At 71.4% G+C, this 26,127-nt stretch carries 22 protein-coding genes; 5 read left to right on the top strand and 17 right to left on the bottom strand.

All coding sequences use genetic code 11. The features are described 5' to 3' along the window. Positions 1–42: 42 nt before the first annotated feature. On the top strand, positions 43–1,119 hold the full coding sequence (locus E5N76_RS05840) for an extracellular solute-binding protein (protein WP_187829997.1): 1,077 nt from the start codon (positions 43–45) through the stop codon (positions 1,117–1,119). A gap of 36 nt (positions 1,120–1,155) precedes the next feature. Here E5N76_RS05840 and E5N76_RS05835 read toward each other — a convergent pair whose 3' ends face one another. From E5N76_RS05835 to E5N76_RS05805, 7 genes are all read right to left on the bottom strand, one after another. After that, positions 1,156–2,232 (bottom strand): tartrate dehydrogenase, encoded by a 1,077-nt coding sequence (locus E5N76_RS05835; RefSeq protein WP_149536361.1) that lies wholly within the window; start codon positions 2,230–2,232, stop codon positions 1,156–1,158. Between the two features lie 105 nt (positions 2,233–2,337). After that, the gene (locus E5N76_RS05830; RefSeq protein WP_149536360.1) at positions 2,338–3,267 is read right to left on the bottom strand and encodes a LysR family transcriptional regulator; all 930 of its coding nucleotides are present in this window, start codon (positions 3,265–3,267) and stop codon (positions 2,338–2,340) included. A 221-nt stretch (positions 3,268–3,488) separates the two neighbouring features. Next, positions 3,489–4,451: a Bug family tripartite tricarboxylate transporter substrate binding protein gene (locus tag E5N76_RS05825; protein WP_149536359.1), complete on the bottom strand. Its 963-nt coding sequence runs from the start codon at positions 4,449–4,451 to the stop codon at positions 3,489–3,491. A 245-nt stretch (positions 4,452–4,696) separates the two neighbouring features. After that, positions 4,697–5,452: a class II aldolase/adducin family protein gene (locus tag E5N76_RS05820; protein ID WP_187829996.1), complete on the bottom strand. Its 756-nt coding sequence runs from the start codon at positions 5,450–5,452 to the stop codon at positions 4,697–4,699. A gap of 14 nt (positions 5,453–5,466) precedes the next feature. After that, positions 5,467–6,648 (bottom strand): CaiB/BaiF CoA transferase family protein, encoded by a 1,182-nt coding sequence (locus tag E5N76_RS05815; RefSeq protein ID WP_149536357.1) that lies wholly within the window; start codon positions 6,646–6,648, stop codon positions 5,467–5,469. 9 nt (positions 6,649–6,657) lie between these two features. Then, positions 6,658–7,458 (bottom strand): enoyl-CoA hydratase/isomerase family protein, encoded by an 801-nt coding sequence (locus E5N76_RS05810; RefSeq protein ID WP_149536356.1) that lies wholly within the window; start codon positions 7,456–7,458, stop codon positions 6,658–6,660. After that, positions 7,458–8,291, bottom strand: a complete 834-nt coding sequence (locus tag E5N76_RS05805) for a TauD/TfdA dioxygenase family protein (RefSeq protein WP_207791867.1) — start codon at positions 8,289–8,291, stop codon at positions 7,458–7,460. The genes E5N76_RS05810 and E5N76_RS05805 overlap by 1 nt, the downstream gene beginning before the upstream one ends. A gap of 542 nt (positions 8,292–8,833) precedes the next feature. Between E5N76_RS05805 and E5N76_RS05800 the strand changes: the two genes are divergently transcribed. Next, a complete protein-coding gene (locus tag E5N76_RS05800) occupies positions 8,834–9,850 on the top strand; it encodes a pyridoxamine 5'-phosphate oxidase family protein (protein WP_149536355.1) in 1,017 nt (338 codons plus the stop codon). 293 nt (positions 9,851–10,143) lie between these two features. Here the strand turns inward: E5N76_RS05800 and E5N76_RS05795 are convergent, their stop codons facing one another. Both E5N76_RS05795 and pdxA read right to left on the bottom strand, forming a co-directional pair. Then, the gene (locus E5N76_RS05795; protein ID WP_149536354.1) at positions 10,144–10,863 is read right to left on the bottom strand and encodes a pyridoxine 5'-phosphate synthase; all 720 of its coding nucleotides are present in this window, start codon (positions 10,861–10,863) and stop codon (positions 10,144–10,146) included. Beyond that, positions 10,848–11,870: a 4-hydroxythreonine-4-phosphate dehydrogenase PdxA gene (gene pdxA / locus E5N76_RS05790; RefSeq protein WP_149536353.1), complete on the bottom strand. Its 1,023-nt coding sequence runs from the start codon at positions 11,868–11,870 to the stop codon at positions 10,848–10,850. Before pdxA ends, E5N76_RS05795 begins: the two co-directional genes overlap by 16 nt. Before the next feature lie 287 nt (positions 11,871–12,157). Here pdxA and E5N76_RS05785 point away from each other — a divergent pair, with 287 nt between their 5' ends. Then, positions 12,158–13,450 carry a DUF4214 domain-containing protein gene (locus E5N76_RS05785; protein ID WP_149536352.1) on the top strand — a complete coding sequence of 431 codons (1,293 nt, stop codon included), beginning with the start codon at positions 12,158–12,160 and terminating at the stop codon, positions 13,448–13,450. Positions 13,451–13,804: 354 nt separating this feature from the next. Here the strand turns inward: E5N76_RS05785 and E5N76_RS05780 are convergent, their stop codons facing one another. Continuing rightward, a complete protein-coding gene (locus tag E5N76_RS05780) occupies positions 13,805–14,272 on the bottom strand; it encodes an Lrp/AsnC family transcriptional regulator (RefSeq protein WP_149536351.1) in 468 nt (155 codons plus the stop codon). Positions 14,273–14,594: 322 nt separating this feature from the next. Between E5N76_RS05780 and E5N76_RS05775 the strand changes: the two genes are divergently transcribed. Then, a complete protein-coding gene (locus E5N76_RS05775) occupies positions 14,595–18,032 on the top strand; it encodes an indolepyruvate ferredoxin oxidoreductase family protein (protein ID WP_149536350.1) in 3,438 nt (1,145 codons plus the stop codon). On the opposite strand, the gene E5N76_RS05770 is transcribed toward E5N76_RS05775, so the two are convergent. Next, on the bottom strand, positions 17,995–18,675 hold the full coding sequence (locus E5N76_RS05770) for a hypothetical protein (protein ID WP_149536349.1): 681 nt from the start codon (positions 18,673–18,675) through the stop codon (positions 17,995–17,997). The genes E5N76_RS05775 and E5N76_RS05770 overlap by 38 nt on opposite strands. Positions 18,676–18,738: 63 nt before the next feature. Then, positions 18,739–19,164 (bottom strand): CBS domain-containing protein, encoded by a 426-nt coding sequence (locus E5N76_RS05765; protein WP_149536348.1) that lies wholly within the window; start codon positions 19,162–19,164, stop codon positions 18,739–18,741. A gap of 175 nt (positions 19,165–19,339) precedes the next feature. On the opposite strand from E5N76_RS05765, the gene chrA reads away from it, so the two are divergent. Next, entirely contained in the window at positions 19,340–20,692 is a 1,353-nt protein-coding gene (gene chrA, locus E5N76_RS05760) for a chromate efflux transporter (protein WP_149536347.1), read from the top strand. 201 nt (positions 20,693–20,893) lie between these two features. On the opposite strand, the gene E5N76_RS05755 is transcribed toward chrA, so the two are convergent. The 5 genes from E5N76_RS05755 to E5N76_RS05735 form a co-directional block, all read right to left on the bottom strand. Next, the gene (locus tag E5N76_RS05755; protein WP_149536346.1) at positions 20,894–22,063 is read right to left on the bottom strand and encodes a BaiN/RdsA family NAD(P)/FAD-dependent oxidoreductase; all 1,170 of its coding nucleotides are present in this window, start codon (positions 22,061–22,063) and stop codon (positions 20,894–20,896) included. A 76-nt stretch (positions 22,064–22,139) separates the two neighbouring features. After that, complete coding sequence (locus E5N76_RS05750; RefSeq protein ID WP_149536345.1) at positions 22,140–23,261, bottom strand: Kelch repeat-containing protein; 1,122 nt, start codon at positions 23,259–23,261, stop codon at positions 22,140–22,142. A gap of 50 nt (positions 23,262–23,311) precedes the next feature. Beyond that, a complete protein-coding gene (gene bla, locus E5N76_RS05745) occupies positions 23,312–24,148 on the bottom strand; it encodes a class A beta-lactamase (protein ID WP_149536344.1) in 837 nt (278 codons plus the stop codon). A 332-nt stretch (positions 24,149–24,480) separates the two neighbouring features. Next, entirely contained in the window at positions 24,481–25,419 is a 939-nt protein-coding gene (locus E5N76_RS05740; protein WP_149536343.1) for a sterol desaturase family protein, read from the bottom strand. Continuing rightward, positions 25,416–26,102 (bottom strand): polysaccharide deacetylase family protein, encoded by a 687-nt coding sequence (locus tag E5N76_RS05735; protein WP_235907597.1) that lies wholly within the window; start codon positions 26,100–26,102, stop codon positions 25,416–25,418. The genes E5N76_RS05740 and E5N76_RS05735 overlap by 4 nt, the downstream gene beginning before the upstream one ends. Between the last annotated feature and the right edge of the window lie 25 nt (positions 26,103–26,127).

Below are 26,127 nucleotides of genomic sequence, written 5' to 3'. Positions count from 1 at the left end.
TTTGCAACGCCCCTTCAGCGAAGCTGTGGGGGAGTTTGGCGGATGGCAGCGAAGACCTTCATCCCGATGCGGCGGCGGGCCCTGCTCGGCGCCGGCGCGGCGGCGCTGGGCGGGCTGGCGGCGGGGCGCGGCCAGGCGCAGCCGGTGACCATCAACGTCGCGGCCTATGGCGGCGTGATCAACGAATACCTGATGAAGACCTTCGGCGTGCCCTTCGAGCGCGAGACCGGCATCAAGGTGAATTTCGGCACCAACGCTTCCCTCGCCCTGGCGCGTCTGCAGGCCAGCTCCGGCGGGCCGGCGCAATGGGACATCATCGTCATGTCCGGCTCGGAATACGCCTCGGCGGTGGAGCAGAATTTGCTCGCCCCCTATGACTACGCGGTGGTGGATCCGCATGGCCGCATCCCCGCGGCCTACCGGCAGTCGCATGGGGTGAAGCTCTCGCTCTATCTCTTCTCCATGTGCTGGGACAAGCGGCAGATCCCGGATGAGCAGGCGCCGAAAACGCCGGCGGAATTCTGGGATACCGAACGCTTCAAGGGCAAGCGCTCGCTCTATTCCAACGTGGTCGACGGCAGCGTGCTGGAAATGGCGCTGCTGGCGGATGGCGTGGCGCTGGACAAGCTCTACCCGCTGGATGTGGACCGCGCCCTGCGCAGCCTGGAACGGCTCGGCCGGCAGAACGTCATCTGGCACACCACCAACCAGGAGCCGATCCAGCAGCTCACCTCCGGCGCCGTCTCACTCGCCACGGCCTTCAACGGCCGCGTCATCCTGGCCAACCGCTCCGGCGCGCAGCTCAATTACCGCCCGGCCTACAGCGCGGTCAGCGGCAGCCCCTATACGGTCAGCCGGGCCTCGGCGAAGAAGGCGGAGGCGTTCCGCTTCCTCAGCTATATGCTGACCAATCCGGAGGCGGGGGCGGAGTATATGCAGCTCACCCGCTACGCCCTGCCCAATACGGAAGCGCTGAAGCTCGTGCCGCAGGCGGTGTTGGATGAGCTGCCGACCAGCCCCTCGCTGCAGGACAAGGTCTTTCTCAAGAGCGATGCCTGGTGGTCGGCCAATATCGCCAGCGCCACGCGGAAATTCCGGGAGTGGCAGCTCGGCGGCTGAGCGGCGGCGGCCGGGCGCCCTGCCCGGCCGCCCGGTTCAGTCATTCGCCTGGCGCAGCGCGGCGCAGACCGCCTCCGTCACCTGCTGCGTCGTCGCCTTGCCGCCGAGATCCGGCGTGTGCAGGGCGGGGTCGGCGGTCACCCGCTCCACCGCCTTCATCAGCCGGTCGGCGGCGGGCTTCTCGCCCAGATGCTCCAGCAGCATCGCCGCGGTCCAGAAGGTGGCGACGGGGTTGGCGATGCCCTTGCCGGTGATGTCGAAGGCCGAGCCATGGATCGGCTCGAACATCGAGGGCGCTTCGCGTTCCGGGTTGATGTTGGCGGTGGGCGCGATGCCGAGCGAGCCGGCCAAGGCCGCGGCGAGGTCGGACAGGATGTCGGCATGCAGATTGCTCGCCACGATGGTGTCCAGCGTCTGCGGCCGCAGCACCATGCGCATGGTCATGGCGTCCACCAGCATCTTGTCCCAGGTGACGTCGGGGAATTCCCCGGCGACCTCGGCGGCGATCTCGTCCCACATCACCATGGCATGACGCTGGGCGTTGCTTTTCGTCACCACCGTCAGGAATTTCCGCGGCCGGGACTGCGCCAGGCGGAAGGCGTAGCGCATGATGCGCTGCACGCCCGCCCGGGTCATGACGGAGACATCCGTCGCCACCTCGATCGGCAACCCCTGATGCGCCCGGCCGCCGACGCCGGAATACTCCCCCTCGGAATTCTCCCGCACGATCACCCAGTCCAGCTCCGGCCCGGCGACGTTGCGCAGCGGGCTGGTGATGCCGGGCAGGATGCGCGTCGGCCGGACATTGGCGTACTGGTCCAGCGGTTGGCAGATGGCGAGGCGCAGCCCCCAGAGCGTCAGATGGTCCGGAATATCCGGCGCGCCGACGGCGCCGAACAGGATGGCGTCATAGGCGCGGAGCTGCGCCACGCCATCCGCCGGCATCAGCACGCCGTGCTTGCGGTAGTAGTCGGAGCCCCAGTCGAAATCGGTGAATTCCAGGGTGAAGCCGCCATCGCGCTCGGCGCAGGCCTTGAGGGCCTCGACCCCCGCCGCGACCACTTCCGGCCCGATGCCGTCGCCGCCCATGGCGGCGATGCGGTAGCTGCGCATGGCTCCCCTCCCCTTCCTGCTGCCCGATTGGCGGGCGAGGGCCGACTGAAGCGAAGCGGGCGCCCGGGGTCAACCGGCCGGGCGGGAGCAGGCGGGGCGGTCGCGCTATTCCGGCGCATCCGGCGGCAATTGCCCGACCCACAGCCCGTCCCGCAGCATCGCCGCCACCTCCGCCCGCAAGAGCTGGGTGAAATGCTGCACCGCGCCCGAGCCCGGACCGGCCAGGGGCTGGGCCAGCACCAGCCGGCGGGAAAGGCCGGGCGTCACGATCGGCGCGGCCATCAGCTTGCCGGCGGCGATCTCCCCCTGCACCGCGCCCAGCGGCAGGATGGTGGCGCCGACACCGCGCAGCACCAGCGCCTTCAGCACCTCCAGCGAATCCGCTTCCACCGCCACATCCAGCGTCACGCCATGCAGCCGCGCCGCGCGGTCGATCAGCAGCCGCAGCCCGTGCTGCCTGCCGGTGAGGACCAGGCGCTGACGCAACGCCTCGGCCAGCTTCAGGGGGCTGGCCTTGCCGCTTCCGGGGGTGAGCAGGAAGAGGTCCTCATCCAGCAGCGGGGTGTGGCGCAGATTCTCCACCGCCGCGGTGGCCTGCACCACGGCCAGATCCACCTGCCCGGCATGCAGCCATTCCTGCAGATAGCCGGAGGAGGCGGAGACGATCCGCAGACCCATCGCCGGGTAGCGCTCCAAGAAATTCTCCACCAGCCGCGCCGCCAGCAACCCGCCGAGGGAGGGCATGAGGCCGAAGACGAGCTGGCCGCCTTCCTCGGCGGCGGAGAGGGCGAGCTCCGCCCGCGTCTCCTCCATGCGCTGCAGGATCTCCCGCGCCCGGCCGAGCAGCAGGTGGCCGGGCTGGGTCAGCACCATGCCGCGGCCATGGCGGGTGAAGAGGCTCACCTTCAGCTCCTGCTCCAGCAGGCGGAGCTGGCGGCTGAGGGCCGGCTGGGCGATGCGCAGCCGCTGTGCCGCCTTGCTGACGCTGCCGAGCTCCGCGACGTGGAGGAAGGTGGTGAGCTGCCGGAAATCCATGCCCCCCCGCCCCTCGCCTCGCGCTGCATGGCGGCGCGATTCATGGCACTGCAACGCCTTGAACCGCAATTGATGTCAGGGCATGCAAATGCGATGCCATGCCCACGCCGCGGCCGCTTTCGCGTCCCCGCGGAACCGAACCGCCCGCTGCCCTGGCGCGGCGCCGCACGAGGCCGCGCGTCCGGGGCCCCCGCGGCGTTGCGCAGCAACGTCGTGGGGAATCAGAGCGTGTGCAGATCTACCCGCTGCGCCACGGCACGCCAGCGCGGCACCTCCCGCTGCATGATCTCGGCGAGTTCGGTGGGCGGGGCCAGAACCGGCTCGAAGGCCTGGCCCTTCAGCCATTCCTGGATCGGGTCCAGCCTCGTCGTGGCGTTGATCTCCCGGTGCAGCAGCCCGGCAATGGCGGGCGGCGTGCCGCCGGGCAGGAAGAAGGCCTGCCAGGAGTCGATGCCGACGGCGGGGTGGCTTTCCGCCAGGGATTCGACCTCCGGCATGAAGATCGAGCGGCGCGGCGAGGTGACGGCGAGCGGCCGCACCTGGCCGTTGCGGGAGAGCGAGAGCGCCACCGGCATGGAACAGAAGCCGGCGGGGATCTGCCCGGCGGTCAGCGCCTGGGACAGCGGGCCGCCGCCGCGGAAGGCCACCGGCGTCACCGGCACGCCCGCCTCGGACAGCAGCGCGGAGGCGAGATGGCCGGCGGAGCCGACGCCGGGATTGCCCACGCTGATATCGCCCGGCCTGGCCTTCGCCGCGGCGGCGAATTCGGAGAAGCTCCTCAGCGGGGAGGAGGGCTGGACGCAGAGCACATGGGCGATGCGCGCGGTCAGCGCCAGGGCTTCCAGGTCCTTCAGCGGATCGAAGGAAAGATCGGGGAAAAGCCCGGGGGCGACGGCCACATTCTCCGCCGTCAGCAGCATGGTGGTGCCATCCGGCTTGGAGCGGGCGACGTGCTCGGTGCCAATATTGCCGCCGGCGCCGCTGCGATTGTCCACGGAGACGCGCCACCCGAGGCGCTGGGTGAGCGCCTGGGCGTAGTAGCGCCCGAGGATGTCGAGGCTGCCGCCGGGCGCGAAGGGCACCACGATGCGCACGGGGTTGTTGCCGGGAAAGTCCTGCGCGAGGGCCGGGCGCGCCAAGGCGCAGGCCGCCAAGGGCAGCAGGGAGCGTCTGGTGAACCGCATTGATCAGCCTCCGACGTATGTGCCGCCGTGGCCTGGCTTCTTCCCCACTGATGGAGGGGGAGCTCTGCTCCCCCTCAAACTCCCCCACGCAAAGGGCCGAAAGGCCCTTTGAACCCTTGAGTTTTGGAGCCGACGGTCGAAGCGCCAAACTCAAGGTTTCCAAGGCCCTTCGGCCTTTGGCGGGGTGAGCTCGAGAAGGGTCGCGCCGTAAGGCGCGCCTGCGGCGCGACGCCCCTCTCGATACCCTATTGCTTCCAGCGCCCGCCTTTCCGTTCCAGCACGCGCTGCAACCCCTCGAACTCCGCGACGCCGTATTTCGGATCGGCCCGCCACCGCCTGTTGCGGGCACCGACCGCGGCGACCACCTCCGGGTCGATCGGGTGCGGCGCCACCTGCTGCATCCGCGCCGCCACCTCGATCTCCGAGGCGCGCTCCAGATAGTACATGTGCTTGAACGCGCCGGGGATGGTGAAGCCCCAGGCCAACAGCCCGTGATTCAGCAGCACCACCGCGCTGCCGCGCCGGCAGCTCTCGCCCAGTGCCTCGCATTCATCCTGCGTCGCCGGCACGCCGAATTCATGCCAGGCCAGCGCGTCATACACGTAGAGCGCATCCTGGCTGATCGGCCGCAAGCCATCCTTCACCAGGGCGCAGGCGACGCCGGCGCGGGTGTGCGTATGCAGCACGCACATCGCCTCCGGGCAGCTTTTGTACACGGCGCTGTGGATGGTGAAGCCGGCGGCGTTGTGCGGCCCCTGCTCGCCGATCACCTTGCCGTCCATGTCCATCTTGATGAGGCGGGAGGCCGTCACCTCGTCGAACATGTCGCCATAGCGGTTGAGCAGGAAGGTCTCGGGCTCCCCGGGCACGCGGGCGGAGATATGGGTGTTGATGATGTCGGTCCAGCCGAAATGCTCGGCGATGCGGTAGAGCGCCGAGAGGTCGCAGCGCGCCTGCCACTCGGCATCGGACATGGCGGCGGATTGCAGTGCGACGGACATGGCTTCCCTCCCCTTCAGGCCACCGGGGCCGGCTGCATCACCCATTCGCGGATCTCGGCGCCATGCTCGTCCAGCGCCGGCGCCGGGCGGCGCACGGCGGAGGGCGTGGCGGCGAGCTTCACCGCCGGCGCCAGCACGTGCGAAAGCCCCTGCGTCATCCCCGGCACCTCCGCCACCAGGCCCCGCGCCACGGCCTGGGGATGCGCCAGCGCCTCGTCGTAATGCAGCACCGGCGCGGCGGGGATGCCGGCCTCCGCCAGCGCCGCCAGCCAGGAGTCGTTGTCCCGGGCGGCGAAGGCTGGCGAGAGGGCGGCGATCAGCGCGCCATTCGCCGCCACCCGGGCGGCGACCGTGGCGAAGCGCGGCTCCTCCGCCAGGCCGGGTAGGCCGAGCAGGGCGCAGAGCTTGCGGAAGAAGCCGTTCTGCCCGGCGCCGACCGTGATGTAGCCATCCGCCGTACGGAAAACCTGGTAGGGCGCGGTGCCGCGATGCGCCTGGCCCAGCCGCTGCGGCCGCTGCCCAGTGCCCAGCACCTGCGCCGCCTCATAGAGGCTGAAAGCCATGGCGCTCTCGAACAGCGAGGCCTCGACGAACTGCCCCAGCCCCGTCCGCTCCCGCGCCTGCAGCGCGCCCAGCACGCCGATGCAGGCGAACATGCCGCCGGCGACATCGGAGATGGCAATCGGCAGGCGATGCGGCTCGCCCGCCGCCGGGCCGTTCAGCGCCATCAGGCCGGCCATCGCCTGGGTCATCAGGTCGAAGCCGCCCTGGCTGGCGAGCGGCCCGGTCTGACCGAAGCCGGAGACGGAGCAGAGGATCAGCCGCTCGTTCAGCGCCGAGGCACGCGGCCAGTCCAGCCCCATCCGCGCCAGGGCGCCGGGGCGCATATTCTCCACGAGAATGTCAGCGCGAGCGACGAGGCGCCGCAACACCTCGGCGTCCTCCGGCAGCTTCGGGTCCAGGGCGATGCTGCGCTTGTTGCGGTTCCACAGGGCGAAGGGCGCGCCCATGCCATTCACCTGGGGCGGCATGGCGCGGGCCTCGTCGCCGCTGCCGGGCCGCTCCACCTTGATGACGTCGGCGCCCATATCGCCCAGCAGCATGGTGCAATAGGGGCCGGCGAGGTGGCTGGTGAGATCCACCACGGTCAGCCCGGCCAGGGCGCCGGGGGCAGGAAAGGCGGTGCCGTCCATCATGCGGGGCCCTCAGCTTCCGGTGAAATGCGGCGGCCGCTTGGCGAGGAAGGCGGCGGTTGCCTCCTGCATGTCGCGGCTGGCCATGGCGAGATGGGCGGCGGCGGTGACGGCATCGGCGCGCAGCATCCCCTCCCCCGCTGCCGCGACGTCGAGCGCCAGCTTCATGCCGGCGATGGAGAGCGGTGCGCGGCGCAGCAGCGCGGCGACCAGCGCGGCGGCGGCGGCGGGCGCATCCGCCGCCACCTCATCCACCAACCCGCAGGCCAGCGCCTCCTCCGCCTGCATCCGGTCGCCGAGGAAGAGGATGCGCTTGGCCATGGGCAGCCCGACCAGCGATTGCAGCCGCCGGCAATCGCCATAGGAATAGACCACGCCGAGATGCGAGGCCGGAATGCCGAGGCTTGCCCCCGGCGCGGCGATGCGGAAATCGCAGGCCATCGCGAAGGCCATGGCGCCGCCGAGGCAATAGCCCTCGATCAGCGCGACGCTCGGCTTGCGGCAGGCGGCCAACGCCTCCACCGCGGTGTCGCTGATGCGGCGATGCTCCTTCAGCATCGCCAGCCGCCGCCCCTCGCCTTCCGCCAGATCGCCGATATCGGCGCCGGCGGAAAAGCAGCCATCGGCGCCGCGCAGCACTATGGCGCGCAGCTTCGGCATTTCCGCCGCGGCGGCGAAGATGGCGGTCAGGGTGCGGTACATCGCCAGGGTGATGGCGTTGCGCTTGGCCGGCCGGTCGAAGACGACCGTCAGCACCCCCTCCTCCAGGCGGAGCGTCAGACCCTCGCAATCGGGCAGGGCCAATTCGCTCATCAGAAGGGCGTGTCGCCGGCGACGGTCACCCGGTGCATGACGCGGCGGAAGCCCTGGTAGTCGTTGATCGCGTCATGCAGGGTGCAGCGATTGTCCCAGAAGGCGATCGAGCCCGGCTCCCAGCGGAAGCGGCAGGTGAATTCCTGCCGCACCTGATGCGCGAAGAGGAAGGCCAGCAGCGGCGCGCTTTCCGCCTCCGTCATGCCGGCGAAGCGGATGGTGTGGGAGGAGGAGACGAAGAGCGCCTTGCGCCCGGTCTCCGGATGGGTACGGATGACCGGGTGCTCCGCCTCGAAGAGCTTCGGCGGCAGGTCGGGCCGCACATCCTCGCGCGTGCGGAATTTGTCGGCGATGACGGAGCTGTTGATGCCGCGCAGCCCTTCCAGCATGCGCTGCATGGCGGGGGAGAGCGCCTCATAGGCGGCGGTGCAGGAAGCGAAGGCGGTGTCGCCGCCATGGGGCGGCGTTTCCCGGGCGATCAGCATGGTCGCCATGGGGGGCTGCGGCAGATAGGTGGTGTCGGTGTGCCAGGTGCCGCCGAAATTGGCCTTCTCATGCGGCTCCTTGACGATGGCGATCACCTCCGGCGCCTCGGCCAGGCCCTTCAGATAGGGGTATTCCACCAGCGTGCCGAAGCGGCGGGCGAAGCCCACCAGCTCGGCGGGGGAGAGATGCTGCTCGCGGAAGAAGAGGACGCTGTGCTGCAGCCAGAGGCGGCGAAGCTCGGCGATCAGCGAGTCGGAAGCTTCGCTGAGCCGGCCGGTGCCGTGGATCTCGGCGCCGAGGGCGCCGGCGGTGCGGCGGACCGAGAGGGCGGACGCGATGGCGTTCACGGCTGGGCCGCCTGGCGGGGGCTGCGGGGCATGGTCGGATCTCGCCGCTGGGGAGAATTGTGACGGGGAGGTTAGGGGGCGCGGCGGGGCGCGACCAATCCAATGCGCCTATAAGAGATATAACGAAATTGGTATCGGCCGGACGGAGGCGCGGCGGCTCCGGCCTCGGCGGGGGTGCTGGGGCGAAGGAGGGTTTCGGACGAGGCTCGCCGCCCTCCCCCGCCGCGCGGCGCGGACAATGCGGTCATGGCTGCTGCAGCGGCAGAGAGGCGGATCGAGCGCGGTAAGGTCGGGAACCGAACGGGCGCCAGCCTGGCCCGCCGGGGCGATCCGGACGCAAGGCGCAAGGCGCAGGAAGCGCATTGCCGTCCCGCCCCGCTGACGGCCAGGCGAAAAGGCTTGCCGCCACTCTTCCATGCCCGTTAGGTTGTTGCGAGTGATTCGCAACAACTCGGGATGAGCCGAAGGGCTGGCGACGCAGGGGGCGCGATGCAGCGCCGGATCCTGCGGGCGCCAGGCCGGCGGAAGGCGTGGAGGCTGTCGTGAACGGCCAGCAGATCAGCAGTATCGACGCGCTCGAAAGCGTCGTCGGCAGGACGCCAGGTGCAATGCACCTCAAGGTCATCGATCACCTGGACGCAGGGGCCCTGCGTTGGATCGCGGCCGCGCCGCTGGTCTGCGCCGGGTTCGGCGATGCCTCGCGCCTCGGCGTCACCTTTGGCGGCGGACGGCCGGGCTTCGCCGGCGGCGATGCACGCAGCTTGCGCATGCCGACCGCGTCGCTCGACGATCCGGATCTCGCACGGCCCGGCGCAGCCTTCGGCTCGCTGTTCCTGATTCCGGGCATCGGCGAGACGCTGCGCGTCAATGGCAGGGTGGAGCAGGCCGGCGCGGAGGAGATCCAGGTCTCGGTCGAGGAATGCTACGGCCATTGTGCCAAGGCGGTGATCCGCTCGGAGCTGTGGGCAGCGCAGCCGGTGGATGCGGTCCCGGGCGACCCGGCCGGCTTCATCGCCGCCAGCCGCTTCGCGGCGCTGGCGACGCTCGGCGCGGAGGGGCACGCCGATCTCAGCCCGAAAGGCGACCCGGCCGGCTGTATGGCGCAGCTCGACGGGGATACGCTCTGGTTCGCCGACCGGCCGGGCAATCGCCGCTGCGACAGCCTGCGCAACATCCTCGGCCGGCCGGATGTCGCGTTGGCCTTGCTGATCCCTGGCGCGGCGCAGCTCGCGGTCCTGCGGGGGCAGGCCGCCCTCACCACCGAGCCGGCCGCCCGCGCCCGGTTCGAGGTGCGCGGCAAGGTGCCGTCGCTGGCCATCCGGGTGGCGGTGAGCGGGATCGAATACCAGGTCAGCCCGGCGCTGGCGCGTGCCGGCCTCTGGCCGGTCGCGCCCGCGGCCCAGGCCATCGACCCGGCCGCGCTGTTCGTCGAGCACATCAAGCTCAACCGCGGGAATGGCCTCGGCGCCAGGCTCGCCAGCGCCGCCCTCGCCGTGCCGGGCGCTGCGACGCTGCTGAAGAAGGGCTTGGACAAGGACTACAAGGAAAATCTCTACTAGAGCGGGATCGGTTGAGCTGCGCTCACCCGCCCCGCTCTAGCTCATTGTTCGGTCGCGTGATTCACGGTTTCGGTCGATTCGACCTCAACCGATCGCGCTCTAGCGTCCCGATTCTGAAGTCCTGCGGACTTCGTTCTCAGGCGACCAGCTTTGTCTTCAGTGGCCTCCTTGTCCGCTCCGTTCGTCGGAAGCCCGGCGAACGGAGCGGGCAGGACGCTGGCTCCCGACGGAGCGGGACCGCGGCCCCGCCGGGGCCTTCCTCCCGGCCCGCCAGGCCGGCGCCGCCCGCCGCGTCAGCCCCTGGCCGCCGCGATCAACGCCTTGAAGCGGGCGATCACCGTGGGCAACCCCTCGAAGACGCTCTGCGAGACGATGAAATGGCCGATGGAGACCTCCGCCACCTCCGGCATCGCCGCGATCGGGCCGATGGTCTCGTAGCTCAGGCCATGTCCCGCATGGCAATGCAGGCCGAGCGAGGCCGCGACGGCCGCCCCCGCCTTCAGCCGCTCCAGGATCGGCCCGCGTGCCGCCGGCGCCGCATCGGCATAGCTGCCGGTATGCAGCTCGATCGCCTGGGCACCGAGCCTCGCCGCCGCCTCGATCTGCGCCGGATCGGGCTCGATGAAGATGGAGACCTCGGTGCCATTGCCGGCCAGGCGTTTCACGGCTTCCGCGAGATAAGGCCCGGCGCGCAGCACATCCAGCCCGCCCTCGGTGGTCAGCTCCGTGCGCTTTTCCGGCACCAGGCAGCAGGCCGGGGGGCGGAGGCGCGAGCAGATCGCCACCATCTCCTCGGTCGCCGCCATCTCGAAGTTGAGCCGCGTCGCCACCTCGGCGCTGATGCGCTCCACGTCGCGGTCGCGGATATGGCGGCGATCCTCGCGCAGATGCACGGTCACGCCATCGGCGCCGGCCGCCATGGCGGCGCGCGCCGCCTCCACCGGGTCCGGATGGGCGCCGCCGCGGGCATTCCGCAGGGTAGCGACGTGATCGACATTCACGGAGAGGCGCATCTTTTCCTCGCAATCTCCGCCGCCAGGCGGAGGGCGGCGATCAGGCTGGCCGGGTCGGCCTTGCCCTGGCCGGCAATGTCCAGCGCCGTGCCATGGTCCGGGCTGGTACGGACGATGGCGAGGCCGAGCGTGACATTCACCCCGCCCGCCATGTCCAGCGTCTTGATCGGGATCAGCGCCTGGTCGTGGTAGAGGCCGAGCGCCACGTCGTAGCCCGGCCGCGCCTTGGCGGTGAACATGGTGTCGGGCGGGACGGGGCCGCGCGCATCGATCCCCTCGGCCCGCAGCGCGGCGACGGCCGGCGCCACGATCTCCCGGTCCTCGGTGCCGAGCGTACCCCCCTCCCCGGCATGCGGGTTGAGGCCGGCGATGGCCAGGCGCGGGGCGGCGATGCCGAAATCCCGCCGCAGCCCGGCGGCGGTCAGCCGCGCCGTCTCGATGATGAGCCCGGGCGTGAGGCGGGCGATGGCCTGCTTCAACGGCTCATGGATCGTCACCGGCACTACGCGCAGCTCCGGGCAGGCCAGCAGCATGATGGGCGGCACGCCGGTGCCGGCGATTTCCGCCAGGTATTCGGTATGGCCGGGGTGACGGAAGCCGGCGGCGTAGAGGGCGGATTTCTGGATCGGGTTGGTCACCACGCCGCCGGCACGGCCGGCTTTGGCCAGCGCCACCGCCTCGTCGATCGAGGCGATCACCGCCGGGGCGTTGGCCGGGTCGATCTGGCCGGGGATGACGGGGCGCGGCAGGGGGCGGTGCAGCACCGGCAGGGCGGTGGGGAAGACGGTGGCGGCCTCCTCCGGCGCGGCGATGCGCTGCGTCGGGACGCCCGGGATGCACGCCGCATCGCCGATGAGGAAGAAGGCCGGGCCGGTGCCCCGCAGCGCCGCCCAGGCGCCGACGGCGATCTCGGAGCCGATGCCAGCGGGCTCGCCCATGGTCAGCGCCAGGGGGCAATCCGAGGGGCGATCCGGGGCGGCGCCGGCGATGGCGGGGTCGGGCTGCATCACCCCCGGATGTAGCGCCGGGCCGGGGGGCCGTCATCCGCGAAGCGGGCGTCCCGCGAGACTCCGCGGCCGCCGACCCCTCCCCTCCGCGCCGTCCGGTCCGCCACCGACCGGGGCGGCGCTCCGCCATTCCGACAATCCCGATTATTCGCCATCGATTCCGTCTTTACGCCACCAGTCCTGAAAACCGCCGCCACATCTCCGAATTTACGTCTCAAAAATACGCACACAAGGGATCCTTAAGGTCTCGCCTGTCTCATGTGCCTAGACGCCGGAGACGACCTGCCATGCCCCGCGCCGTGACGGTAAACGGAGTGCTGCCAAGCCTGATCACCGAAAACACCCTGGCCGATGCCTGGGTCGGCAACCTGGCTCTCTCCGGCGATATCGGCGGCCTCAGCCGCATCGAGGTGACCGGCCGCTACGGCCTCTTCTTCAGCGCGGAATGGAACGCGGCGACCCGGCTGATCAGCATCTCCCCCTCCGCCGCCCTCGATTTCGAAGCCTTCAACGGCGCCAGCACGCTGCTCGATCTGCAGCTCCGCCTGGTCTTCGCCGACAACACCACCCAGGACCTCGCCCAGCGCTACCAGGTGACCGTGCTGGACCAGGACGACACCGCCCCCACCGCCCTCGCCTTCGCCACCGGCGGCGCCGTCACCGCCGGCGCGATCGGCGCCACCATCGGCACCCTGGCGGTCGCCGATCCGGACACCAGCACCGGCCGCTTCTACTTCTCCTTCTCCGAGGAAGACGCCTGGCGCTTCGAGGTGGTGGGCAACACGCTGAAGCTGCGGGACGGCATCAGCCTCGGCCTGGATGACGGGCCGGTGCGGACCGTCTTCATCCAGGTCTCGGACGGGCTGAACAGCGCCGCCTTCGCCCTCGACATCACCGTCCGCACCGATGAGTCGCACAGCGTCATCCCGGTGCTGCGGGCCGGCGAGAGCCTGGCCGGCTTCACCCTGGACGCCGCCGGCACCGTCCTGCGCGGCGGCTTCGAGGCGCGGGACGTCACCACCGACAACGCCTATGGCGACACTGTGCGGCAGCTTCAGAACGACGCCGGAGAGGTGTGGGTGTCCGGCCTCTCCCAGGTGAAGCTGGCCGATGGCCAGGTGGATTACGCCGCGGACAGCGTGGCGGCCAAGGCGGCGGCGCTGCAGGCCGCACTGCTGGGCCAGGTGGAGGAGGGCGCGGCGCTGGGTGCCGTGGCCGGTGCTGCGGAAGCCGGCATGGCCTGGGTGGACCTCGCCGCCTCCCTCGCCGGCGCCCGGCTGGCCGCGACGAGCGATGCGGATTTCGTGACCGGGCTGTTCCAGACCCTGCTGGGCCGCGTCCCGTCCGCCGCCGAGCTTGCCTTGCAGACCGGCCGCCTGGCCTCCGGCCTCGACCGCGACCAGTTCACGGTGGATCTGGCGCTGAGCCAGGAGGGGCTGGCCCATCAGGCGGCGCAGGACACGGACGGTCTCTGGAGCTTCACCGCGACCGGGGCGGGGAGCTGGCGGAGCGATGCCGGTGCCCTCGGCCGGGCCGCCAGCGCCCCCGGCGGGGTGACCGATGGCGTGTGGGTGATGTGACCGGCCCCAGCCGCGGCGCGGGATCTGCCAGGCGACGGCCGTTTCCGCCGGGCATGCGGTGGGCGCCGTCGGCAGGTGCCGCCGGTGGCGACTGCCTGAAGGGCCGCATTGAGGCCTGCCGGTGGAGCGGCTGGACCCGCATCGGCCTGACCAGGCCGATGCGGCCTGGACATTTTGCGCCAGCACCTCACGGCCTGAGCATGCACATCTCCCGATGGGCACGCTCAGGCCGATCGCAGGCTGGTATCCCGATTCCGCAGTTCTGCCGACTTCGTTCTCGGGCCACCAGCGTTTGTTTTCAGTGTCCTGCCCGCCGCGTTCGCTGGGTTTCCAGGGAACGCGGCGGGCAGGACACTAGGGAGAAGGCGTCCAGCTCTGCTTCAGGCAGCGCAGGGTGAAGCTGGTGCGGGTGTGGCGGACGCCGGGCAGGCGGTAGAGCTTCTCCCGCAGCAGCCTTTCATACCCCGCAGTGCCGCCCACCGCGGCCTTGATGACGTAGTCGTATTCGCCGGTGACCAGCCAGGCTTCGATCACCTCCGGCATTTCGGTGACCGCGGCCTCGAAGCGTTTCAGGCTTTCCTCGTCGTGGCGCTCCATCATCACCTCGATGATGACGGTGTCGGGCAGGCCGAGCTGGGCCTGGTCGAGAATCGCCACATAGCCCTGGATCAGCCCGGCCTGTTCCAGCCGCTTCACCCGGGTCCAGCAGGGGGAGGGGGAGAGGCCGACCTGTTCCGCCAGCTCGGCATTGGTCAGCCGGGCATTGTGGTGCAGGGCGCGGAGGATGCGGCGGTCGATGGCGTCCAGGCGGGGCGTATCCATGGGGCCCATGCTAGCGCCGTTTCAACCCGCGAGGCCCAGGCTCAAGGGTCCCAAGGTCCTTCGGCCTTTGGTGAGGGTTGGATGCGCTGCGGCCAACCGCGAGAGGGGCTTTGCCCCTCTCGGTGTCCCGCGCCGCGACATCCTGCCGGCTGCCGGCCAGGTTCGCAGCAGGATCTTCCGCCTCTTCGCGGGCGCACACGGAAATTCGGCAGGATTCCCTGCCGCTCCCGGGCCATCCTTCTGGAAATCCGGGGCGGGCCAGGGGCTTGCCCTTGCTCCACCCCGGCCCGACATTTACGTCCAAGGGTCTGGAGACGAAACCATGGGCAGCATCCAACGCCCCGACGCCACACTGGACGACCGGTGGGAGAAGTCGGGAGAAGCGCTGCTGCTGACCGGCATCCAGGCGCTGGTCCGCCTGCCGCTGATGCGGCATGAGCTGGACCGCGCCCTCGGGTGGAACACCGGCGGCTATGTCAGCGGCTATCGCGGCTCCCCGCTCGGCACCTATGACATGCAGCTCCAGCGCCAGAAGGCGCGGCTGGAGGCAGCGAACATCGTCGTCCGCCCCGGGCTGAACGAGGATCTGGCGGCGACCGCCATCTGGGGCACGCAGCAGGTCGCGCTCTACGGCAACCAGAAATTCGATGGCGTCTTCGGCATCTGGTACGGCAAGGGGCCCGGCGTCGATCGCAGCGGCGATGCGCTGCGCCATGCGAACAGCGCCGGCACCGCGCCGAAGGGCGGCGTGCTGGCGCTGGCCGGCGACGATCCCTCCTGCAAATCCTCCACCATCACCTCCGGCTGCGAATATTCCTTCATGGATGTCGAGATGCCGGTGCTCGACCCGGCCGGGGTGCATGAGATCCTGGAGTACGGGCTGAAGGCCATCGACATGTCGCGTTTCGCCGGCCTCTGGGTCGGCATGAAATGCGTGGCGGAGACGATGGATGGCGCCGGCACCGTGATGGTGGACCCGGCGCATTACGCCGCGGTGACGCCGGATTTCGCCTTCCCGCCGGATGGCGTGCATATCCGCCTGCGCGACCACGCCATCCCGCAGGAGGAAAGGCTGCGGCACTTCAAGCTGCCGGCGGCCGTGGCCTTCGCCCGGGCCAATGGGCTGAACCGCATCGTCATGGACAGCCCGCGGGCGCGCTTCGGCATCGCCGCGCGCGGCAAGGGCTACGCTACCCTGCGCCAGGCGCTGCACGATGCCGGCATCACGGAGGAGCTGGCGCGCATGGCCGGGCTCCGCGTTTGGAAGGTCGGTCTCGCCTGGCCGCTGGATGCCGAGGGTGCCCGCGCCTTCGCCCGCGGGCTCGAGGAGATCATGGTCGTCGAGGATCGCCGCCCGGTGATCGAGCCGCAGCTCCGCGACGCGCTCTATGAGCTGGAGGAGCGCCCGCGCGTGGTGGGCAAGCGGGATGAGCAGGGCCGCCGCCTGCTCTCCGACCTGACGGAGCTGGATGCCGGCGGCGTGCTGCGCGCCCTGGCCGCCCGGCTGCCGGAGGAATTGCAGACCGAGCGGCTCCACGACGCCATCCGCCGGCTGGACCGCATCGCGCAATTGCAGGCGCCGCCGGTGCATGACCGCACGCCGCATTTCTGCCCGGGCTGCCCGCACAACACCTCCACGCGGGTGCCGGAGGGCAGCCACGCCATGGCCGGCATCGGCTGCCACACTTTGGCGATCTACATGGACCGCAAGACGGACCTCTTCACCCATATGGGGGCGGAGGGGATTCCCTGGCTCGGCATGGCGCCCTTCGTCTCCGAACCGCATATGTTCGTCAATCTCGGCGACGGCACCTTTGCCCATTCCGGCAGCCTCGCCATCCGCCAGGCGGTCGCTGCCGGCGCCAACATGACCTACAAGGTCCTAGTCAACAGCGCCGTGGCGATGACCGGCGGCCAGGTGGTGGATGGCGAGCTCGGCGTGCCGGAGATCGCCCAGCTCGTCGCCGCCGAAGGCGTGGAGAAGATCGTCCTCGTCTCCGAGGATCCCGCAAGGCATCAGGGCGACGAGTCCATGCCCAAGGGCATTGAGTACCATCACCGGCGCGACCTGGATGCGGTGCAGCGCCAGCTCCGCGAAGTGCCGGGCGTGACGGTGCTGATCTATGACCAGCAATGCGCGACGGAGCGCCGCCGCAAGCGCAAGCGCGGCACCCAGGCGGCGGCGGTGAAGCGCGTCGCGATCAACCCGCGGGTCTGCGAGGATTGCGGCGATTGCTCCCGCACCTCGAATTGCCTTGCCGTCGAGCCGCTGGAGACCGAATTCGGCCGCAAGCGGCAGATCGACCAGAGCGCCTGCAATCAGGACCTTTCCTGCGTCGAGGGGTTCTGCCCCTCCTTCGTCACGCTGGTCGGCGCGGAGCCGGTGAAGAAGCCCGTTCCGAAGCTGGGCGAGGCGGTGGCGGACCCGGCCATCCCGGAACCGCGGGAGGGCGAGCCGGCCTTCAACATCCTCATCGCCGGGGTGGGCGGCCAGGGCGTCACGGCGCTCTCGGCCATCCTCGGCATGGCGGCGCATCTGGAAGGGCGGCCGACGCGCTCGGTGGACATGCTCGGCCTCGCCCAGAAGGGCGGCGGCGTCTTCGCCCAGCTTCGCATCGGCCGTGCCGGCGCGGCGCCGGAGACGATCGACAGCCCGCGCATCGGCATGGGCCAGGCCGATCTGCTGCTCTCGGCCGATATGGTGGTGGCGCAGGGCCGCACCGCCCGCCCGCTGCTCGGCAGCGAGCGCACCATCGCCGTGCTGAACGACGACCTCCAACCCACCGCGCAATTCGTCCTCAACCCCGCCACGCGCTATGACCGGGACGGCATGCTGGCCAGCGTGCGGTCGGCCTGCCGGGAGGTGGTGACGGTGCCCGGCGTGCAGGTGGTGGAGGAGGCGCTGGGCGATCTGATCTACCTGAATGTCTGGCTGCTCGGCATCGCCTTCCAGCGCGGCCTCGTGCCGCTCTCCGCCGAGGCGATCAACCGCGCCCTGGAGCTGAACGGCGCCCAGATCGAGCGCAACAAGGCCGCCTTCGCCCTCGGCCGCCAGGCGGCCCTGGCCCCGCCCGCCCCGGTGCGGCCCGAGGAGCTGCCGCTGGACGCGCTGATCGCCCGCCGCGTGGCGGACCTCACCGAGTACCAGAACGCCGCCTATGCCCGGGACTACGCCGATTTCGTGGCCAAGGTGCGGGAGGCGGAGCGGCGCGACGCCCCGGGTCAGGAGCGGCTGACCCGCGCCGTGGCGACGCAGCTCTACCGCCTCATGGCCTACAAGGACGAGTACGAGGTGGCGCGGCTGCACTCCCTGCCGGAATGGCGGGGCTTCCTCGGCAGCCATTTCAGCGGCACGCAGCGCATCGAGTTCAACATGGCGCCGCCGCTGCTGGCGAAGCCGGATCCCGTCACCGGCCAGCCGCGCAAAATGGTGTTCGGCCCCTGGATGGGCAAGGCGCTCTCCTGGCTGCGCCATGGCAAGGTGCTGCGCGGCACCGCGCTGGACCCCTTCGGCCGCACCGAGGAACGCCGCATGGAACGCGCCCTCATCGCCGAATACCGCGCCGGCATCGAGCGGCTGCTGGTCCCCCTCTCCCCGACGACCCATGCGGCGATCTGCGACTGGGCCGAAGCCGCCGCCGGCATCAAGGGCTATGGTCCGGTCAAGGCACGGAATGCCGCCGCCACCCGCGCCCGCATGGCGGAGCTGGAGCAGGCCGTGCTCAGCCCTTCGGCGCCCCCAGCGATGGCGGCGGAGTAGCGGGCGCGCCGAAGCCCCCGTCCGGGGGCGCCCCAGGCAGCATCACCCGCACCGTCAGCACCCCCTGGATGGTGCGGCCGCCGCTGGCGGTGCGCAGGAAGATCAGCCGTGGGGGCGCCGGCACCAGCGCCCGCGGCGCCACCACCGCTGCCCGCTGCAGCCGCAACTCGCCGCCCTGGTCCGGCGGCAGCGGCAGGCTGCTGTTCACCACCAGCTCCGGCCGCTGGCCCAGCCCCTGCAGCATGGTGTCGAAGGCCGAGGTCAGCGCCGCCGGATCCACCCCGCCGACCGCCAGCTCGCAGCCTGGCCCCGCCTCGGTCCAGACCAGCACCGCCGGCGCCCCCTGCGGCCGGGCCATGACGCGGGAGCCGGGGACGGGCGCCGCCGCGGCCGGCACCCGACTGGGGTCCAGCGGCACGAAGCCATAGGTGCGGGCGCGGCTTTCCACCTCCGCCCCCTCCAGCCGGCCGCAGAGATGCAGGAAGGCGGTCACCGCCGCCGTGGCGGTGCCGGGGACGCCGCCTGCGCCGGTATCGCCATCGCGCCCGGTGGCCCGGGCGGGCAGGCCGAATTTGTCCACGCCCCCCTCGGCGCAGGCCGCCAGCAGCAGGGACAGGCAAAGCAGCAGGTGGCGCGGCGCCATGCGGGCCTCCGGGTCGGGGGGGCAGTCTCCCTGAGCGGCGGCGCCGCGGTCAATCGCGCCGGGTCACAGCCTTTCCCACAGGTTGGTCTCCTCCTCCAGCCGCTCCAGCTCCCCGCCACGGAAATCGCCGCGGGAGACGATGCCGCAGACCCGCCCGCCCTCGACGATGGGCACGTGCCGGCAGCCCCGGTCCTGCATCAGCCGCAGCGCCTCGATCGCCCGCGCCTGCTTGCCGAGGCTCGCCGGGGTGGGGGTCATCACGTCCTTGAGACAGGTGCCGGCAGGGTCATGGCCCTCCGCCAGCATGCGGCAGACCGCATCGCGCCCGGTGAAGATGCCGAGCAGCCTTCCCGCCTGGTCGGTGACCAGCACGGCGCCGATCCGGTGCTCGCGCATGGCCCGGCAGGCCTCCTGCACCTTCGCCTCGGGCGGCAGGGTCACCGGCTGGCGCCGGAGGACCACGTCGAGGAGCGGGCGGTTCAGGGTCATGGCAGGCGCCTCCCTTCCTGGTGACATTCTGATGAATGCAGCCGGCAATCTCCACCCCGGCGGGGCGGCGGCGCCTTGATCCGGCGCAAGCCGCGCGGCTTCGGTGCCATCGGCCGCCTATCCCGGCGCCGCCCACTTTGTGGCATAGGGCGTGCCGGCAGGGCGGGGGCGCGGCATGGCGGGGGTTCAGGCGGGGGCGGCACCGGCCGCCGGGGACGTCGCCGGCTTTCCCAGCCTGGGGCAGGCGGTGCGGGCCTGGGCGCGGATCGGCTGCCTCTCCTTCGGCGGCCCGGCCGGGCAGATCGCCCTGATGCACCGGGTGGTGGTGGAGGAGCGCCGCTGGGTCTCCGACTCCCGGTTCCTGCACGCGCTGAATTTCTGCACCCTGCTGCCGGGGCCGGAGGCGATGCAGCTCGCCACCTATCTCGGCTGGCTGCTGCATGGCGTGGCCGGCGGCGTGGCGGCGGGGCTGCTCTTCGTCCTGCCCGGGGCGCTGGTGATGCTGGCGCTCTCCATCCTCTACGCCACGCTGGGTCAGGTGCCGCTGGTGGCGGCGCTGTTCTTCGGCCTGAAATGCGCCGTGCTGGTGCTGGTGCTGGAAGCGCTGCTGCGCGTCGCACGGCGCGCCCTGCGCGGGGCACTGCCCTGGGCGGTGGCGGTGGCGGCCTTCCTCGCGCTTTATGCCTTCCAGCTTCCCTTCCCCATCGTGGTGCTGGCGGCGGCGCTGCTGGGCTATGCGCTGCCCGCGGGCTTCGCCGGCGGCGGCCGTGGCCGGGACATGGCGGGCCCGCCCACCCTGCTGGATGCGCTGCTGGCCGCCGAGCCGGGGCGCATCGCCCGGCTTTCCGGTGCGGCGCGGCGGGCCGGGCTGGTGGCGCTGGTGCTCTGGGTCTGGCCGGTGGCGCTGCTGCTGGATCAGGCCCCCTGGGGCGACATCGCCTGGTTCTTCTCCAAGATGGCGGTGGTCACCTTCGGCGGCGCCTATGCCGTGCTGGCCTATGTGGCGCAGGAGGCGGTGGAGCATTACCGCTGGCTCACCGCCGAGCAGATGCTGGCCGGGCTGGGCCTGGCCGAGACCACGCCAGGGCCGCTCATTCTCGTGCTGCAATTCGTCGGCTATCTGGCGGGGCATGCGGCGGGGGGCATTGCCGGCGGCATCGCCGGGGCCGCGCTGACCCTTTGGGTGACCTTCCTGCCCTGCTTCGCCTTCATCTTCCTCGGCGCTCCCTTCGTGGAGCGGCTGCATGACGCGCCGAAGCTGAAGGGCGCGCTGGCCGGGGTGACGGCGGCGGTGGTGGGGGTGATCGGCAACCTCGCCCTGTGGTTCGGGCTGCGGGTGATCTTCGCCGAGGTCGTGCGGGTGCCGCTCGGGCCGCTGGCGCTGGATCTGCCGGTGCTGCCGAGCCTCGATCCGCTGGCGGCGGTGCTGGCGGTGCTGGCGGCGCTGTGCCTGTTCCGGCTGAAGCTCGGGGTGGTGCGGACGCTCGGCGTGGTGGCGGTGGCGGGGCTGGTGCGGCTGGCGCTGTAGCGCCGGCGGCCGGGTTCACGCTGCCTGGTGCCCTGCCGCGGCCGTGCGGCGCCGTCCTGGGCGTTCTGCGGCCGGCGGGTCCTCCGCCCCGTCTGGCCGGGCTTGACCCGGCCGTCCGATCCTTCGTTGCCGGCGGGACGGCTGGTGCCCGGGTCAGGCCCGGGCTCGACGCAACGGGCGGGAGCGACACAGCCGCCGCCGCTACAGGGCCTGCCCCGCCGCCCAGCCGCTGCTCCAGGCCCATTGGAAATTATAGCCGCCGAGCCAGCCGGTGACGTCCACCGCCTCGCCCACCGCGAACAGCCCGGGCACCGATCTGGCCTGCATGTCGCGGGAGGAGAGGGCGGCGGTGTCGATCCCTCCGGCCGTCACCTCGGCCTTGGCGTAGCCCTCCGTGCCGGCGGGGGTGAGGCGCCAGGCTTTCAGCAGGGCGGCCATCGCGTCGAGCGCGCGATCAGGCACTTCCGCCAGGGGCTTGGGCAGCAGGTGCAGCGGCGCCAGGGCGACGGCCAGGCGCTGCGGCAGCTTCTCCGCCAGCAGGGTGCGGGGCTCGGCGCGCGGCCGGGCGCGCTTGCCGGCGCGTAGCCAGGGCGCGGCATCCTCGCCCGGCAGCAGGTCCAGCAGCAATTCCCCGCCCGGGAACCAATAGGAGGAGGCCTGCAGGATCGCCGGTCCTGACAGGCCGCGATGGGTGAACAGCATCGCCTCCCGGAAACGCGCCCGGCCGATTTGGGCGATGCACTCCAGCGCCACGCCGGCAAGCGGGCGCATCAGCGCCAGCGCCTCGCCCTCGAAGGTCAGCGGCACCAGGGCCGGCCGGGGCGGCACCAGGGGCAGGCCGAATTGCCGCGCCACCTCATAGGCGAAGCCGGAGGCGCCGAGCTTCGGGATGGAGGGGCCGCCGGTCGCCAGCACCAGGGCCGGCGCCTCGAAGGCGCCGTGATCGGTCTCGACCCGGAAGCGGTCGGCGCGCGTCACGGCGGTGACGCGATGCCCCAGACGCAGCTCCACGCCGCCGGCCTGCGCCTCGGCCAGCAGCATCGCCAGGATCTGCCGCGCGGAGCCGTCGCAGAAAAGCTGGCCCAGCGTCTTCTCATGAAAGGCAATGCCGTGGCGGCGGACCAGGGCGATGAAATCCTGCTGGGTGTAACGGGCCAGCGCCGAACGGGCGAAATGCGGATTGGCCGAAAGAAAGCGATCCGGCGCGCATTGCAGATTGGTGAAGTTGCAGCGGCCGCCGCCGGAGATCAGAATCTTCCGCCCCGGCTCCGCCGCATGATCCAGCAGCAGCACCCTGCGGCCGCGTTGGCCAGCAGTGGCGGCGGCCATCAGACCGGCAGCGCCGGCGCCGAGAACAATCGCATCGAGCATCAAAAAGCAGGACGGGGGAGAAAGTATTCCCCCCGAGCCCCCCATCTATTTCTGTGAGTCCGCAGGCGGAACCGCCTCAGCCCAGGGTGAACGCCTCGTGGATCGAAGATTGCACGGAGCCGCCCAATACTGCGCCGCCGCCAGCCACGTACACCCAGTCGCCGATCGTCACGGCCGCCACGGCATGGCGCGGCGTCGGCATGGGGGCGTGGTGCTGCCAGCTATCCGTCTTCGGGTCGTAGCTCTCCATCTGGCCGAAGACCTTGGCGTTGCGCGGTACGCCACGTTCCAGGATGCCGCCCTCGCCGCCCATCGCAAGGAAGCGCTCCCGGTACAGCACCAGCCCATGGCCGGAACGCGGCGTCGGCAGCGAGGCGCGCTCCTCCCAGGTGTCGCGGTTCGGCAGGTACACATGGTGCAGGCCGGTATTGTACTCGAAGGTGTTGAAGCGCCCGCCGATCACATGGATCAGCCCGGCATGCGCGACGATGCCGACATGGTCGCGCGCGCCGGGCAGGGCCTTGCGGATCTCCCAATTGTCGGCCTGCGGGTCATACACCTCATGCCAGCCGACGCTGGCGCGTTCCATGGTCGGTGCGCCGGCACCGCCGATGACATGCAGCCTGCCCCCCAGCGCCACCACGCCCACCGCACCGCGCGGCCGCGGCATGGGGCGCAGCGCCGTCCAGCGGTCGCCCGCCAGGTCATAGACATAGGCATTGGCATCGGGGTTGCGGTTCTGCTCGATGAAGCCGCCGAAGGCATAGACCCGGCCCTCCAGCGTCGCGACGCCCACATGGTTGGCGCCGCGCGGCAGGGGCGCGGCATCGAACCAGCGATCCCCCGCCGGCTCATAGACATGGTGGTAGCCGCGATCGACGCGCCCTTCGCCATAGCCGCCGATGACATGCATGCGGCCGGCGGCCTCGGTCGCCCAGGCCATCTCGCTGCGCGGAATGGGCAGGGCGGCGCGGCCGGCCCAGCGGCCGGGCGGTCCGGCGGGCGCCGGGCTGTCCGTCACCCGCTGCGCCGCCTGGTCCGGGGTGATGTGGTGCGGCGTGCCGCCCTGCAGGCTGTGGTACTGGTCCGCGGCCGGCGGGATGGGGCGCAGCGCCGCCCCGTGATGCTGGTGCTGCTGAGCGAGGGCAGCAGGGGCGGCAAGGCTGGCGGCGGCGGCCAGCAAATGGCGGCGATGCATGGCGGGCTCCGGAGCGGGTGGCGCGCATGTTGGGGGCGCCGCCGGGCCGGTCAAGCCGCCGCGAGCCGCCCGACCTCCGCCAGCACCGCCTCCCGCTCCGCCATCGGCACGTCGGCGCCGATGTAGTAGGCGGCGACCAGCAGGGGCGCCCGGCCGGGCGGGAAGGCGATGGCGACGTCGTTGGTGGAATTGCGGCCGCCGCTGCCGGTCTTGTCGCCGAGGCGCCAGCCGGCGGGGAAGCCGGCGCGCAGCCGCCTGTCGCCGGTGCGGCAGCCCTCCAGCCAGGCGAGGAGCCGGGCGCGGGAGGTGGGGGAGAGCACCTCGCCCAGCAGCAGGGTTCGCATGGTGGCGAGCATCGCCGCCGGGGTGGTGGTGTCGCGCTTATCGCCAGGCGCCGCCTCGTTCAGCTCCGTCTCGCGGCGGTCCAGCCGCGTCTCGGCATCGCCGATGCGGCGCAGCCAGGCGGTGAGGCCGGCCGGGCCGCCGAAACTGTCCAGCATGAGGTTGCCGGCGGTGTTGTCGCTGAGGGTGACGGCGGCGTCGCAGGCCTCCGCCATGGTCAGGCCGCCCCGGGCGGCGGCCGGGCCGGTGACGGGGGAATAGGGGACCAGCGCGGACTCGCCATAGGCCAGGTGGCGATCCAGCCGCTCCTCCCCCGCATCGACGCGGGCCAGCACCAGGGCAGCGGCGAGGAATTTGAAGGTGCTGGTCAGGGGAAAGCGCTCATCGGCGCGATGTGCCAGGGCACGGCCGCTGCCGGTGTCCAGCGCGGCAACGCCGAGACGGCCGCCATGGCGGGCCTCCAGCGCAGCGAGCGGGGCGGGCTGGGCCTGGGCCGGGAGGGTGAGGAACGGCGCGGCAAGAAGGGCGCGACGGGGAATGGGCATGGGGTGTGTGGTCCTGAGTTCTCGTGGTCTCCCACCACCACCCCGCCCCTTCCCCCGCAAGGCGGGGGAAGGGGCGAGGCGTGTCCCCTCCCCCGCTGGCGGGGGAGGGCTAGGGAGGGGGTGGATCTGCTGGTGGATCCGGTCGTTGGGGGGAAGCCAGGGCGCAAACCGGCGAAGCGGCCCCTGCCCTGAGCGCGTCCATCAGAACCTGCCGCCACCGCTGCCCTTCCGCGGCTTTCCCGCGGAAGGCTGTGCCGCGGAAGGCTGTGCCGGTGCTGGGAGCAGAGCGCCCCCGGGGCCCCCACAAAGCCGCGCAGCGGTTTTGTGGGGAGCTAGGCCCGCCCCGCAATCGTCAAGGCCAGCCGCTGGAATCCTGCCCATTGCTGGCGCAGCCAGCCGCCGCGTTCCATTGCCTCCCCGGCATCGGCGGCGCCGGTCGGCGGGTAGTGGTCGCGGCGGAAATCCGCGGTGCCGAAAATCCAGTCCCAGACCGGCAGCAGCACGGCGTAATTCTTTCCCGCCGCCCCCGCCGAAAGCTCCCCGTGATGCAGCCGGTGGAAGCGCGGCGAGACCAGCAGCCTTTCCCCCAGGCGCCCGTAATTCAGCCGGACATTGGCGTGGGAGAGGCTCTCGGCCAGGCGCAGCAGCAGCAGGATGATCGGGAATTGCCCCGGCGGCACGCCGATCAGCAGCGCCAGCCCGCCGAACCAGAGCGCGGCCAGCACATCGTCCAGCACATGGTTGCGGTCATCGGTCCAGAAGGTCATCTGCCGCTGGCTGTGGTGAATGGCGTGCAGCGCCCACCACCAGCGGAAGCCGTGCTGCGCCCGGTGGCGCCAATATTCGCCGAAATCCAGCACGATGATGTAGGCCGCCAGGGCCAGCAGCGGGTGGTCGCGCAGCGGCGGGATCAGCTCCTCCAGCGTCGGGGGCATCACCCCCACCTCGGTCAGCCAGCCCTCCCAGCGCGATTGCAGGGTGGAGAGCAGGACGAAGGCGAGCAGCGGCAGAATCCCCAGCCGGCTGAGGAAGGTATAGACCATGTCGGTGCGGATGGCGGCGCCGTCCTGCCGCCGCTCCACCGGCCGCCAGGCCTCCAGCGGCCGGCAGACGAGATAGACCACCGCGATGCCGAACAGGCCAAGCAGGGCGAAGTCCAGCCAGGCGAAGATGTCCTCCGCCCATTCCATCATCCCCGTGGCGTAGAGCACGGGCTGCAACGCGTGCTCGAAGAGCCAGCCGGTGAAGGCGGCGTAGGTGTCCTCGATCATCTGACCCCTGCAGGCGGCAGCGTGGCGAAGCGAAGGCCACGGGCGAGGAGCCCGCTTACCACCTCCTCCAGCACCGCGGCAAAGGGAGGTTGGCGGCTGCGCACGCCCCAATGCAGCACCACCACCTCGCCGGGGCGGGTGCGTTTGATGGCGTGGCGGGCCAGGACGGGGTTGGGGTAGCGGGCGCCATCCAGCTCATCGCCCCAGAAGCCATTGGCGGTCCAGCCCTGATGGGTCAGGCCGCAGGCGGCGGCCATGGCCAGGGCGTTGGGCGTGGTGCGGCCGCCGGGGGCGCGCCAGAGCGGCAGCACCTGCGCCGCGGGGGCGATCTCCCGCAGGCGGTCCAGGGGGCGCTGGAGCTCGGCGCAGAGGGCGGGGCCGTCCAGGGTCTCCGCACCCTGGCCCTGGCGGGAGACATAGCGGACCTGGCCGGGGGCGGGGTCGCCTCGGAAATACCAGTGGCGCCAGGTATGGGTGGCGAAGGCGTGGCCCTCCGCGGCGCGGGCGCGCCAGAAGGGGGCCCAGGAATCGGAGAGGGTGTCCTGGCCGGTGAAGCTGGGCTCGTTCGCCAGGAACAGGGTGGCGCGGATCTGGTGGCGGCGGAGGATGGCGGCGATGGCCTCGGCCTCGCGGCCCCAGCCGGTGTCGATGGTGAGATAGACGGGCGGGACGCTGGTGGGCACGGCCAGGGCCGCCAGGAGGGCCCGG

It is taken from the genome of Siccirubricoccus phaeus, from assembly GCF_008360935.1.
In the GTDB taxonomy this organism is placed as follows: domain Bacteria; phylum Pseudomonadota; class Alphaproteobacteria; order Acetobacterales; family Acetobacteraceae; genus Siccirubricoccus; species Siccirubricoccus phaeus.
This window is presented reverse-complemented; position numbering and strand designations above follow the sequence as displayed.

Bases quoted from the DNA above. Each gene is read 5' to 3' on its own strand.
- E5N76_RS05740 (WP_149536343.1), bottom strand. From the start codon at position 25,419: ATGATCGAGGACACCTACGCCGCCTTCACCGGCTGGCTCTTCGAGCAC.
- E5N76_RS05810 (WP_149536356.1), bottom strand. From the start codon at position 7,458: ATGAGCGAATTGGCCCTGCCCGATTGCGAGGGTCTGACGCTCCGCCTG.
- chrA (WP_149536347.1), top strand. From the start codon at position 19,340: ATGGCGGGGGTTCAGGCGGGGGCGGCACCGGCCGCCGGGGACGTCGCC.
- E5N76_RS05775 (WP_149536350.1), top strand. From the start codon at position 14,595: ATGGGCAGCATCCAACGCCCCGACGCCACACTGGACGACCGGTGGGAG.
- pdxA (WP_149536353.1), bottom strand. From the start codon at position 11,870: ATGCAGCCCGACCCCGCCATCGCCGGCGCCGCCCCGGATCGCCCCTCG.
- E5N76_RS05815 (WP_149536357.1), bottom strand. From the start codon at position 6,648: ATGATGGACGGCACCGCCTTTCCTGCCCCCGGCGCCCTGGCCGGGCTG.
- E5N76_RS05750 (WP_149536345.1), bottom strand. From the start codon at position 23,261: ATGCATCGCCGCCATTTGCTGGCCGCCGCCGCCAGCCTTGCCGCCCCT.
- E5N76_RS05780 (WP_149536351.1), bottom strand. From the start codon at position 14,272: ATGGATACGCCCCGCCTGGACGCCATCGACCGCCGCATCCTCCGCGCC.
- E5N76_RS05765 (WP_149536348.1), bottom strand. From the start codon at position 19,164: ATGACCCTGAACCGCCCGCTCCTCGACGTGGTCCTCCGGCGCCAGCCG.
- E5N76_RS05825 (WP_149536359.1), bottom strand. From the start codon at position 4,451: ATGCGGTTCACCAGACGCTCCCTGCTGCCCTTGGCGGCCTGCGCCTTG.
- E5N76_RS05840 (WP_187829997.1), top strand. From the start codon at position 43: ATGGCAGCGAAGACCTTCATCCCGATGCGGCGGCGGGCCCTGCTCGGC.
- E5N76_RS05830 (WP_149536360.1), bottom strand. From the start codon at position 3,267: ATGGATTTCCGGCAGCTCACCACCTTCCTCCACGTCGCGGAGCTCGGC.
- E5N76_RS05770 (WP_149536349.1), bottom strand. From the start codon at position 18,675: ATGGCGCCGCGCCACCTGCTGCTTTGCCTGTCCCTGCTGCTGGCGGCC.
- E5N76_RS05785 (WP_149536352.1), top strand. From the start codon at position 12,158: ATGCCCCGCGCCGTGACGGTAAACGGAGTGCTGCCAAGCCTGATCACC.
- E5N76_RS05795 (WP_149536354.1), bottom strand. From the start codon at position 10,863: ATGCGCCTCTCCGTGAATGTCGATCACGTCGCTACCCTGCGGAATGCC.
- bla (WP_149536344.1), bottom strand. From the start codon at position 24,148: ATGCCCATTCCCCGTCGCGCCCTTCTTGCCGCGCCGTTCCTCACCCTC.
- E5N76_RS05835 (WP_149536361.1), bottom strand. From the start codon at position 2,232: ATGCGCAGCTACCGCATCGCCGCCATGGGCGGCGACGGCATCGGGCCG.
- E5N76_RS05755 (WP_149536346.1), bottom strand. From the start codon at position 22,063: ATGCTCGATGCGATTGTTCTCGGCGCCGGCGCTGCCGGTCTGATGGCC.
- E5N76_RS05820 (WP_187829996.1), bottom strand. From the start codon at position 5,452: ATGTCCGTCGCACTGCAATCCGCCGCCATGTCCGATGCCGAGTGGCAG.